Genomic DNA, 12,521 nt, shown 5'->3' with positions numbered 1-12,521 from the left:
CGGCGACCACACCGCTCCGGTGCAGGGTGCCGACGACGTTGACCGCGTAGGTCCCGGGCAATAGGTCCGCGACCTGCCCGGTCGCGACGGCGCGCGTCCACGCATCGGGCACCTCGACCGTGTCCAGGTCGACCCGCTGGCGGGTCTCGTACTCGCGCAGCCGCTCCCACCATGCCGGGTCGGGGAGGTAGGCGGTCAGGTCGGCGAGCAGGCCCGGGGTCTGTTCCCCGGTCGGGTCTGCCACCGCGAGCACGTCGGTCGTGACCGATCCCAGGGTGTCGGTGGTGGTGTCCCAGTTGAACAGGATCGAGGCGGCCCGGCGGGCGGTCGCGACCGGGTCCGATCCCGAGGCGGCGGGTGACGCGTTCGAGATCCGGCTCGGAGCACCGCCTGTTGTCGCCGACGCCACCGGACGAGGTCCGGCCTGCAAGGCAGGGCCGGACGAACCGACAGGGTGGGGATCACCGGAAATCAGGTGCAGCACGACGACGAAGATCACCGCGCCGGCGGCGAGCAGCACGACGACGAACCGCCACCGCTCCCGCAGCCACGCCCCGATCATGATCGTGCCCCGATCGCGATGACACGGGCCAGGGGCACGGCCGCCCTGCCGGGAGCCTCGTCGGGCTCGCCGCCGTCGGTCGGGCCGCTCGCCGCTTCCATGTCGCCGGGACCAGGGACCTGTGCCCGCTGATCGCCTTGGCCCTTCTCCTCCTCCGCCGTGGCGTGGTCGAGAAGGTTCGGGGCTCCGGCGCGGTCTCGGGCGTCGCGCATCCGCTCGACCAGGGTCGTGAGCCGCCGCTGGACATGGCAGATCGTGTCCCAGTCGCGCGGTCGCAGCGCAGGTCCCAGGATCGTGGGGTCGTGCTGATCGAGCAGGCGCGCGATCCCGTCCCACGTCGTGCCCCAGGTGCGCAGCGCGTACAGGGTGATCCCCGCCCGCTCAGCCACCGCCGGCCTGATGGCGCCCACCGTCTCCGCCTCGACGACCGCATGCACGCTGCCGGCCCCCGGCAGCGTCGCTCCGCCCGAGGCTCGGAGGGTGGCCACGACCTTCGCCCACTCTGGTGCGACCTGGCCGCCGTCCTCGATCCGGGCCACAGCCTCGGCGGCCAGGTCCCGGACCTCCTCGGGCTGGGCGAGGTCCGTGGCCAAGTCCATCAGCGTGCCGATCCGCTCCATCGCCTGCCAGGACTTCTTGCCCGTGGCCAGGAGCGCCGCCTGATCCCGCACTCGGCCCTGCTTGTGCGGGTCCGCCGGCGGTGTTGAATCAACCGCTCCCACAATGTCCGAATCGCCCGAGTCGCCGGAGGTGGCCACACCGCTCGAGGTGACCTGGGCGGCGTCGGGCACCGACCCGAACCGGGACGCCTGCTGACGGCGCTGCGCCTCCTGGCGCAGCACCTCCTTGAGCTCGCGGTAGAGAGTGGCCTGCTCGGTGCGGGTGTAGGCCTGGCGCAGGACGTTCTCGTCGTACTCAGCCAGCAGGCGGGTCGCGCCGTCGGACAGGCCTGAGCGAACCCAGGCGCGGACCTGGGTCCAGCCGAGCCGCTTAGCCGCCTCCAGGCGCCGCCACCCGCAGACCAGCACCCGGCCCGGGGTGATCGTGATCGGCTGCAGCAGCCCGAGCCGCTCGATCGAGGGTTCGGGGGAGCGGCCCGGCCCGTAGCCGGGTGTGCGGCGCGCTGAGCGCGTCGGAACGCGGACCGGATCGTCGCCTCCGCCTCCCGCGGGTCCAGGCCCGCGGTCAGAGCGGCGTTGCCGACCGTGGCCAGTGCAGTGGCGTAGTCGTGCCCGTGCTCGGCGAGCCGGCACGCGGCCCAGAACAGCCCGGCGTTGCGCCCGCCCTCGGGCCTGGCGGCGACCCAGTCCGCCAGCCGGGCGGGGTCGGCTCTCTGCGCGTCCGCTGCCGCCGTGGTCCCCGGTCGCTGCGTGAACGTGGGTTCGGGGGAGAGGAAGGCCCGCAGGGCTGGACCGTCCACCGGGCGTGGGGTTTGGCGGGTGACGGTGGTGAGCTGGTAAGTGCCCGAGGCGCCGTCGTCGTACACGACACGCGAGGGCGGCACCAGGACGTAGCCGCCGTCGGACCGGAAGTCGACATGCGCGCCGGGCACCTGCCAGCACGCCTGACGCGACCGGTTCGGGTAGTAGGCGTGCAACCCGCCAGCCGGCGTGCGGACGGTGAACGCCCACCCGCCGGTCAGGCCGCGCCGCAGGGACGCCGCGAACGCGTCCCGCCCGGACTCCTCACCGTGAACGTCGACATCCACGACGTCCCACCCCGACGCGCCGCCCGTGGGGATCGCGAGGTTCGCTTCCGGCCAGCGACGCCACCACCGGGCAACTTCCACCGGGTCTGCGGACGCGTCCTGGAACCCGTGCGACGTCAGCGGGCGCTTGGCGTCCGGCGCGCACGGGAACACCGGCACACCCGCACCCACCAGGAGACGCAGCGCGTCCGCCACCGTCGGTGAGGCGAACGCCGCGACCACGGCGCGGGTGCGCTGGTCGAACTGGCTGCGCGGTTGCGTTTCCATGCCAGCCACGCTGACACCCGCAAATCGCGCCATTCGCGGACACCGGAGGTCGTCCGCGATTCGCACCACCGGTGTCTTCGCAGGTCACAAAGGCGGACTCAAAGTTCCGAGGAGGCCTTGGTGAGCGCATGGGAGCGATTGCGGGCAATCGGGTGCGGCAGCTGCTGCTGCGGGATCACCCTCGCCCGCTGCCGCGAGTTCAGTGTGCGGCGGGGGTCGTCCCGTTCCGAGGGCCGAGGAGGAGCGAGCCAGCGGGTGCACCGGGTGAATTTCTTTGCGGTGATGCCCTGATTCATCCCTATGACACTCTTTGCCTGCTTCGAGGAGGCTGCGAGGTCCGTTACCTTCTGCGCACCGGCTCGGTGTGAGCCCCGAGCGTGCGGGAGTGCAGGTCATGACGGTGCTGGTGTCGTTTGCTGGGGTGCCCGGTTCGTGGCGTCGGGGTGTGGCGGTTGTTGCGTTCGTTGCGGCTGTGGCGGTGACCGGTGGAGTGCTGGTCGTCCCGGCTGCCGTGGCCGTGCCGATGCCTGTTGCGGAGGCTGTGCCGGTCGAGATCCCTGCGGAGCGGACCGAGGGCGGGTATCTGTGGGCTCCGGACATCGCGAGCGCGACGGTCATCGCCGGGCTGGAGGACGAGCCGGTGGAGGTGCTGGGGGAGCGCACGCCGTCGTCGTCGACGTATGTGATGCCCAGCGGTGTGATGGCGTTCCAGTCTACCTCTGGGCCGGTGTGGGTGCCGACGGGTGATGGTGATGGGACGGCGCTTGCGGACTGGGCCCAGACGGACCTGACCCTTGCCACGGCCGGGGATGGCACGGTTCGGCCGGTGGCGCAGATCGGGGACTTGACGCTGTCCGGGGGTGGCCAGCCGGGCGAGTCGGGGACGATCGATGTCGCGCGGCTGACGGATCCTGAGTCGGGAGTGGTGTCGGTCTTGGCGTGGCCGGGCGTGCTGCCGGCGCCGCGTCTGGAGGGCAGGCGGGCGGTTTACGCGTCGGTGGCTGAGGGCGTTGACCTGGTGGTCGAGGCCAGCATGACCTCGTTCCGGCACTACCTCGTGGCCGCTGACGCTGCCGCCTCGGCGCGTGCTGGGCAGGTTGCGCTGACCTACCGCGCCGAGGGTGGTGCGATCCATGTGGAGGAGGACGGGACGCTCGCGGTCCAGACCCCGGCGGGTGAGGTCGTGTCGCGCACGGGCGCTCCGGCGGCGTGGGATGCCACGGCGGATGCGGCCCGAGTTGCGCCGGTGACGACGGGGTGGGTGGACGAGGCGCCGGTGCGCGGGTTCAGGCCGTTGCCGTCGGAGAGCGAGCTGCTCGGTGCCGGCGCTGGCTCTGCCGCCGGCTCGCAGGAGGCGGTCTCGGCGGAACCGTCGACCGAGTCGGACGTCGTGTCGCCGTCCGACCCGACGTCGGAGTCATCGACGAATGAGCCGGTGACCGGTCCGGTGTCTGATGAGGTGCCGCTGTCCTCGGTGGTCGAGCAGATCGACACCGGGTCTGTCGAGATGCGTCTTGACGGTGTCGAGGAGCTGGCGGCTGATCCCTCCACCGACTTCCCCCTGATCGTCGACCCCTCGATGTACCTGGCGTGGGACACCGTCGATACCTACGTCCAGTCGGACTCGACCGTGGACAAGGCGTCCGAGGGCGAGCTGCGGATCGGCACCTTCAACGGCGGTGGTGTCAAGGCTCGAGCTTTCGTCAACTTTGATACCCGCGCGGTCGCGGGGGCGCGGATCCTTTCGGCGCAGCTCGAGCTGTTCAACTTCTACTCCTCCACCTGCACTGCGACCGAGTGGAACGTCTACCACACCGGCAGCGTGAACTCGGGCACGAGGTGGGGCGCGCAGCCCGAGTGGATCTCCCACCAGCGTGCCGTCTCCAGCGCGGCCGGCTACAGCGCGGGGTGCCCTGGTGGCTGGGTCCGTCCGGACGTCACCGGCGCGATCCAGTGGACCGCCGACCGTAGCTACTCGACGATGACGTTCGGGCTGCGGGCCACGAACGAGTCCGACTCGCTGACCTGGAAGCGGTTCTACTCGACCGACTTCGGCTCCTACGTGCCTGCGGTGATCGGCGCCTACCAGCACCCGCCGGCGCTGCCGACCAACCTGAAGGCCCTGCCGAGCGAGGCCGGAGTCAACATGTCTCCGGTGTCTTCGGCGACCCCGCAGCTGTCGGCGGTGATCGACGACCCGAACGGTGAGTTCATCACCGCGACGTTCCAGGTCAACACCCCGACGGGCGTCAACGTCGCCAACTACACGGCGAGTGTCGACACGACACCTTCGGATGTGGATGTCACCGCGCAGGTCACCGTTGCCCAGGGTGTGCTGGCGGAGGGCGGCACCTACGCGTTCCGGGTCAAGGCCTCCGACGGCGTGCTCGAGTCGGCCTGGACCGACTGGTACTGGATGGTCGTCGACACGATCACGCCCGGGGCTCCGGTGGTCTCCTCGACGGACTATCCGGGTGATGGCACCTGGCACAAGAACGCGAACGAGGCGGGGACGTTCTCGTTCTCCATGAATACGCCCGACTCGACGGTCGTGGCCTACCGGTGGGGGCTGGACAAGGCGCCAGAGGCCCAGAACACGGTCGGCGTGAGTCAAGGTGCGGCGGGGACGGCGTCGATCACGCCGACGACGGTGGGGCCGCACGTGCTGCAGGTCGTGGCCGTGGACGGGGCCGGCCACGTCTCGCAGGTGGCGCGGTACGCGTTCCAGGTCGGCAGAGCAGGGATCGTCGCCCCGGTCGAGGGTGCACGGGTCGTGCGAAGGGTGCGGGTCGAGGTCGGCACCAATGACACGACGCTGACGCACCTGAAGCTGCAGTGGCGGCGCGGTCCTGACGCGGCGGTCGTCGAGGACGTGCCCGCCGCCGCTTTGAACACCTCCTCCGGTGGACCGGTCGGCTCGGGACTCGTCGCCCGTTCGGGCTTGGGGTCCTACGTCTCGTGGGACGCCGTCGCGACGGTCGGAGCCGCGGGCGGACCGGTCCAGGTGCGCGCTCTGCTCGACACCGCCGCGGACGGGATCGACGCGGTCGCCACGCAGTGGGTCACACTGACGGTCGACCCCGACGCATCCGGAGCGACAACCACCCAGATCGGGCCCGGGTCAGTCAACCTCCTGACCGGCGACCACACCCTGTCGGTGACCGACGTCGAGGAGTTCGGCCTGTCGGTCGTGCGCACGGCCAGCTCCCGTGACACCGACTCGGGGTTCCAGCTCCAGGACGACAAGCTCAGCGAGACCCAGCGCAAGGCCTCCACCCTGACCGACGTGCAGAACGGGACCGCGACCGTCGCGGTCGACACCGGCCGGTTCCACGAGGGCGGCACGTCGTTCAAGGTGGCGCCGAACGGCTCGGGCATCGCCGACTCCTACGCCCACGTAGGCGGCGCGGAGGGGGCCCTGCGCCTGGGCTTGGCCGGTGGGCGGACCTACCGCGTCAGCGGTTGGGTGTACGTCCCGGCAGCCACGGGCCTGAGCCCGGTGAATCCTCGCGGTCAGCGCGTGGCCGTGTTTTGGAAGAAGGACGGCGCCTACAACGAGCCGTTGACCACGGGTTCCGCCACGCCGGCCCCGACGAGCACCGACATGTGGCAGCAGGTCAGCGTCGATGTCACGATCCCGGATGGGGTGAGCGAGGCGTTCGTGCGCCTGTACAACGGCAACTCCGACCCGGGCAAGGTGGTTTACTTCGACGACCTGTCGGTGCGGCAGATCTGGGCGCCGTTCGGCAAGCAGTGGGCCACCGGGACGGTCGACGCCGCCGCGGGCACCGCCTACACCAAGGTCACCATGCCGAACCCGGACGTCGCCGCGGTGCACATGACCGGTGGCGGTGAGGTCTGGTTCTCCCGCGGCGGTCAGGCGTGGTACCCGGAGCCCGGAGCCGAGGCGCTCAAGCTGACCCAGCCGAGCGCGGACACCTGGCGGCTGACCGAGATCGACGGCACCGTCACCGACTTCGTTCGCAACGGCACCGCCGGTGACTTCGTCGTGACGACCACGGCGCCGCCGGCCGCCTCCGGGCAGTCCCGGCACGTCTACGCCCCCGGTCCCGACGGGGTGCAGCGACTGGCCCGCGTCATCGCTCCGATCGAGACCGGCGTCGACGGCTGGCCGGGCAACACGAGCGCCTGCACCACGGCGACCCCCGCCCGGGGGTGTGAGGTCCTGGAGCTGAAGTACGCGCCATCGACCACGGCCACCGGCTCGGCGCCGGGACTGTTCTCCGGTCAGGTGGAGTCCGCGTCGATCTGGTCGTGGGACGGGACCGCGATGACCAAGGTCACCGTCGCGGAATACCGCTACGACACCTCCGGGCGCCTGGTCGAGGTCTACGACCCCCGCATCGAGCAGGCGGGCGGCACGCGTCAGGTCACGCGGTACGGGTACGACGGCGCAGGCCGTATCACCACGGTGACCGCGTCCGGTGAGGAGCCGTACACCTTCACCTACGGACCGGGCGGAGCGTCCCAGACCGGGTCGGGCGACCTGGTCGACCCGGCACCCGGTCGCCTGCTGAAGGTCTCGCGCGCCTCCCTGGTCCCGGGCACAGCCGACCAGCTCGGGCCGGTCAACACCACCACACTTGTCTACAGTGTGCCGCTGACCCGCGGCGCGGGCGGACCGTACAACCTGGACGCCGCCACGACCGCTGGCTGGGCGCAGCAGGACGGCCCGACCGATGCCACGGCGGTCTTCGGCCCGGAAACCGACCCCAGTGTGACTACCGCGAGTGCGACCGTGCCCGGCGCCAACGGGTACGGGTCGGCGACCGTGCACTACCTCAACGCGGCCGGTTGGGAGGTGAACACCGCCTCCCCGGCGGGCACCGGCGCGCCGGCGGACGGGTTCATCGACACCGCCGAGTACGACCGGCACGGCAACACCGTGCGGACCTTGGACGCGACGAACCGCCTGCTCGCCCTGGGCACTCTGCCGGGCGCCACGGAGATGCTCACCGAGCTGGGTCTGATCGGCAACGACACGGTCACCCGGGCAACGCGCCTGGACTCCCAGTCGCGCTACAGCACCGACGGCCTCGACCTGCTGGTAACCATCGGCCCGGCGCAGCGGCTCGCCGACGCGGCCAACCCGTCAGCGACAGTGCTGCTACGGCCCAGGACCACCAACGTGTACGACGAAGGCAAGCCAGACGGCCTCGCCTACCACTTCGTGACCACCTCGACCACGGACGGGGTGGGGATCATCGACCCGGTCACCGGTGAAGGCATCAACCCGTTCGCCGGCCAAGGCGTCGACCCGCTGGTCACCAAGACCGGGTTCGACCCACTCGAGCCGGGGGGCACCGCACTCGGTGCAACGTCGGGCTGGGTGCACAAGGGCGCCACGTCCGTGACGATCGATGCCGGACAGCCCACCGCGCTGACCTCGACGATCGTCTACGACGACAAGGGCCGCGCCGTGAAGTCGTCCAAGCCGGGCTCCACCGGCTCGGATGCCGGCACCGTGCACACGGTGTTCTGGACCGCCGGGGCGAACCCGGACGACACCACCTGCGGCAACACGCCGGAGTATGCTGGCCAGCCGTGCGTGACCAAGCCCGGCGGTGATGTCACCGGTCACGACCCGGCCCGGATGAGCGCCGAGCTCGCCACCAAGCGGGTCGATTCCTACAACCGGTACGGCAACCCGACGGTCGTGTCCGACAACCTCGGAACGATCAAGCGCACCACGACGACGACCTACGACGCCGCCGACCGCGTGACTTCCGTCGAGATCACCGGCACCGGTCCCGGGGCCGGGGAGGCGATCGCCAAGACGACCACCGCCTACGACCCGGCCACCGGTGACGTCGTGGAGAACGCCTCCGTGAACGCCTCTGGTGAGCCGATCCAGATCTCTAAGGAGTACGACCGCCTCGGACGCCTGACCAAGTACACCGACTCGGCCGGCGGGTGGACCACCACCACCTACGACCGGTACGGCCAGCCGCTGACCGTCACCAACTCGACCGGGGCATCGACCACGTTCGAGTACAACCGGACCGTCGAACCGCGCGGGCTCGTCACCAAGCAGACCGACTCCGTCGCGGGCGACATCGTGCCCACCTGGGGTCCGGACGGGCAGCTCGAGTCCCAGACCCTGCCCGGCGGGGTGAAGCTCACCATCGGATACGACGCCGCGCGCATCCCGGTGAAGCGCTCCTACACCAGGGTGTCCGACGGGGCACCGATCACGTCCGACTCGGTGGTGGAGAACCAACGCGGCCAGGTGATCCAGCACGCTTGGTCGGCCGCCGGCAACACCTACGGCGAAGCCACCTACACCTACGACCGCCTCGGGCGCCTGGTGCGCGCAGACGACTCCTCCCCGCAGATCAGTACATGCACGACCAGGGCGTACGGGTACGACACACACACCAACCGCACCTCGCTGACCAGCGCCACCACGGCGGGCGGGCAGGCGTGCCCAGGGGCCGGTGTCGCGACGGCGGCCGGTGCGACCACCGTCAGCTCCACCTACGACTCGGCCGACCGGCTCGTGACCACCACTGGTGCCGGCGGGAACCTGTGGGCGTACGACGCCTTCGGGCGTATCACGTCCATGCCCGCCACCGACACCACCGGACAGACCGTGGCGGCGACGTCCACCTACTACCTCAACGACCTCGTGCGCCGCCAGGAGGTCCCGGGGGTCGAGCGCACGACCTGGGGGCTGGACCCGGTCATGCGGCACGCTACCCAGGTCGACAGCACCTTGCTGAACGAGGAGTGGGTCGACGGCATAGAGAAGGTCTTCCACTTCGACGGCGACTCCGATGAACCCGCCTGGGTTGCCGAGGGAGCGACCACCGTCACCCGGTACGTTGAAGGCCTCGACGGCGCGCTTGCCGTCCAGACATCCGGGACCGGTGATCGGGTCCTGCAGCTGGTCGACCTGCACGGCGACGTCATCGCTACCCTGCCGATCGCCGACAATGCCACGGAGGCGTCGTGGACACAGGTCCGCGTGCAGTCGTTCGACGAGTTCGGCGCATCTGAACCCATGACCTCCAGCGGGCCCCTCAGCGATGAAGACTCGCGGTACGGGTGGCTCGGCGGCGCCCAGCGCAACGCCGACACCCCCACCGGCACCATCCTCATGGGCGTCCGCGTCTACCACCCCGCCACCGGCAGGTTCCTCCAGGTCGACCCCGTCGCCGGCGGATCCGCCAATACCTACGACTACTGCAACGCCGACCCCGTCAACTGCATCGACCTCGCCGGTACGGCAGCCCCCGGCTGGCTCACGGGGCTCGCGACGATCGCCTCAGTGGCAGCATTCATCCCCGGCCCGATCGGCATGGTCGCAGCGGGTGTATCAGCGGTCGCGTACGCCGCATCAGGAGACACCAAGATGGCGCTCCTCATGACGGTGGGCATTGCTGCAGCCGCAGTCGGTGCCGGCGGCGCCGTGGTAGGCGCAGCAGCAGCGGTCAGGGGCACGGCTGCAGCAGCTAAGTACGTCGGACCGGCCATTAAGGCTGGCGCAAGGCTGGCTCGTTCGGTGCCGAAGGCTGTGCGCGGCGCCAAGGATCTCGTCGTTCGGGCCTCTGGGGCAGTGGCTCGTGCTGCTACTTCATCGGTGCGAGCGATAAAGTACTACGCGAGTCCCGGCCCAAGGGGTTGGTTGTTCGGCAATAAGGGTCTTGGAGCGCCGAAGCCTGGTCGGCTAAACAATGCGCCGAAGAACTCGGGGAAGCCCGCGCTGGGATGGTCGGTCAAGGGAATCGACGGTGCCTATTACCAGCAATTCCGGTTCAAGTCGCGATCGGGAATTCACTACGATCTTTTTCGGGGAAGGAGGTTGAATTGAGTACCTTGGAGCGCGAAATGCTACTCGGGTACCTAGATGTCCTCGTGCAAGAATTGCCGGATGTCCAGTTTGGCGCTGTGGCAATAAGTGGCGCAACGGCGGTCGTCCAATTGTCCCACGGCCCTCTGACTGCTGGTCTGGTCTTTTCAGCGTCGAGTCGTGGAGGCGGGGGGCTCGATGACGTTTCGTCGACGATCATCGTTGATGAGTACGGTGATCACGTCAAGGGTAAGGGGCCGATTGCGCACTCGGCATACATAGCTTCTTGGATAGACGTGAAGGTTGATCGTTCGGTCGACGTTGACGGGTTCTCGACTCCAGCTTCCTCAAGTTTGTCTGGTCTGCGCCGCGAGTTCGCGAACCTGGCCCTGGCGCCCCGACTGACGATCCAACCAGATGCGACCGTGGTGGGGGTTGCGGGTACTGATCGTGCGCGGATTGTGGAGATGAGTTCTCGCCGCGTCATTGAAACTGAGAGTGGATGCTTTGCGGTACGCGGTAATTCGGACCTGGAATCCGCATCGTCCATTGCTGGGATCCTAGACGCGCTAAGTCCGGGATCGGACGACTAGATGCGATCGGGCTTCCGTGAACGCGCTTTCACGAGAGATCCCCGCTATGGAAGCGGATGAAGGTGGCCTAGATGTTGTGGTTCATGAGCTTGGTGGCGCGGGTCGGTGTGTGAGGGAGAGGTAGGTCCCTGACGGCAGGATGGAAGTACCTCTACGACCACCTGCTCGAAGGACCTACCCCTCGTGTCCCACGCTAATGCCCCGTTGACCCCTGCCGGTCGCCGGCGCCTGATCGATCGCTGCCGGGACCATCCGGTCGCGCACGTCGCTGCCGAGGCCGGCATCAGCAGGGCGTGCCTTTCGAAGTGGAAGCACCGCTACGAGGCCCTGGGCGAGGCCGGGGTGATCTACCGGTCCTCGGCCCCGCACCGCTCACCTGCCCAGCCCGCGACCCGGTGGTGGACCTGATCGAGACCTGGCGCCGGCAGCACAAGCGGACCGCCGGTTCGTCCGCCTGGGCATCAACCGGCGCCCCCAGCCTCACGACTCCACGCAGTCGTCACCAACGTCACGAGCCAGAACACCTAGACCGAGCGTAGATCGGGGACGGTCTTCGCGAGGTTGCGTTGGCACTTCGCTCGGGCAGTTCGAGTGCGCCCAGTGCGTCGTCGCGGGGTCGGGCGCGTGGATGGGCCGGCGCTCCGACCGTTACGGCGGCGAAGTGGAAGGGCTCGGCCGGCGACAGTGCGCGGGTCGCTCCGACACCGTCGCCGTCCGCGGATGCTCGCCGAAATCGACCGCGCCGCGCTGTCCTAACCGACCCAGATGCTCATCAGAAACTCATCAGATTCGACCCGCACGGACCCGAGGCAACCCGCTAGACTCCAACCGATCGACGTGAGCCGATCCGCGGAGTTCCAACGTAACCCGCGAGTTTCTAGAGATGTTTGGTCGGCCGACAGGGGCCTCCGATTCCTCCAAGGGGTCGCAGGTTCAAATCCTGTCAGCCCGACCGATTCAGGCCCGGGATTCCAACGGAGTCCCGGGCCTGAAGGGTTTCTGAGACTTGAACCGTCCACCTTTTTCCCACCTCAATGGGCCTGTTCTGGCTCGTCGAGGGCGTCCCCGGCTCAGGTTGGGTCGGGTTGCGTGTTTGCACGACGTTCGTCGCGTACCTGAGGTTCATGGACGCGAACACCACTCCCACAGCTTCTCTCCCACCGGGCGGTCTGGCGCCGCTCCTCACTCCCGAAGACCTGGGCGCCTATCTCGGCATCCCGGTCTCGACGCTGCGCGACTGGCGCACCAGCGGGAAGGGTCCGTGCGGTACCTGGGTCGGCAAGCACCTGCGGTACGCGGTCAGCGACATTCAGGCATGGCTGGCTCAGCAGCGCGAACCGGCTCCCGGCCGGCACCCCGAGCCTGGGCGGAGGTGAGCCGCCGTGCCCAGAGATCCGCCGCCCGAACCGCCCGCGGCATGAAGACCACTCCTGCCGCGGGCGGCAGCCACTTCGCTGGCACTCCAGGCACGAATGCACGACAGACGTCGACTACCCGAGACGACCCTGATGAGGAGCACTCTCTGTGAGCCTGACTGCCGCCGTTGGACAGCCGGTTGCCATACGCCGCCCGGCGCGA

Annotated in this window: 4 protein-coding genes and 2 pseudogenes; 3 read left to right on the top strand and 3 right to left on the bottom strand. The window is 69.3% G+C overall.

Translation table 11 applies throughout. The annotated features are described in order from the left end of the window. The 3 genes and pseudogenes from L1785_RS23595 to L1785_RS23585 all read right to left on the bottom strand — a co-directional run. Positions 1-562: hypothetical protein (locus L1785_RS23595; protein ID WP_236091427.1), on the bottom strand; the 562-nt coding region annotated here is incomplete at its 3' end. Further along, positions 559-1,590, bottom strand: a complete 1,032-nt coding sequence (locus L1785_RS23590) for a ParB/RepB/Spo0J family partition protein (RefSeq protein ID WP_236091406.1) — start codon at positions 1,588-1,590, stop codon at positions 559-561. The genes L1785_RS23595 and L1785_RS23590, both read right to left, overlap by 4 nt. A gap of 428 nt (positions 1,591-2,018) precedes the next feature. Then, positions 2,019-2,537 (bottom strand): annotated as a pseudogene (locus tag L1785_RS23585) (bifunctional DNA primase/polymerase); the annotation flags it as partial. Positions 2,538-2,901: 364 nt separating this feature from the next. Between L1785_RS23585 and L1785_RS23580 the strand changes: the two are divergent. The 3 genes and pseudogenes from L1785_RS23580 to L1785_RS23570 all read left to right on the top strand — a co-directional run bounded on the left by L1785_RS23580 (position 2,902) and on the right by L1785_RS23570 (position 12,319). After that, positions 2,902-10,371 (top strand): DNRLRE domain-containing protein, encoded by a 7,470-nt coding sequence (locus tag L1785_RS23580; RefSeq protein ID WP_236091405.1) that lies wholly within the window; start codon positions 2,902-2,904, stop codon positions 10,369-10,371. Positions 10,372-11,126: 755 nt separating this feature from the next. After that, positions 11,127-11,386 (top strand): annotated as a pseudogene (locus L1785_RS23575) (helix-turn-helix domain-containing protein); the annotation flags it as partial. A gap of 591 nt (positions 11,387-11,977) precedes the next feature. Continuing rightward, positions 11,978-12,319, top strand: a complete 342-nt coding sequence (locus tag L1785_RS23570; protein ID WP_236091404.1) for a helix-turn-helix domain-containing protein — start codon at positions 11,978-11,980, stop codon at positions 12,317-12,319. Positions 12,320-12,521: the final 202 nt, after the last annotated feature.

This window comes from Antribacter soli, from assembly GCF_021568775.1.
Classification (GTDB): domain Bacteria; phylum Actinomycetota; class Actinomycetes; order Actinomycetales; family Cellulomonadaceae; genus Antribacter; species Antribacter soli.
The sequence above is the reverse complement of the archived record's forward strand: the minus strand, read 5'-3'. Positions and strand labels throughout refer to the sequence as shown.

Excerpts from the sequence above, each read along its gene's own strand:
- L1785_RS23570 (WP_236091404.1), top strand. The coding sequence starts at position 11,978 with ATGGGCCTGTTCTGGCTCGTCGAGGGCGTCCCCGGCTCAGGTTGGGTC.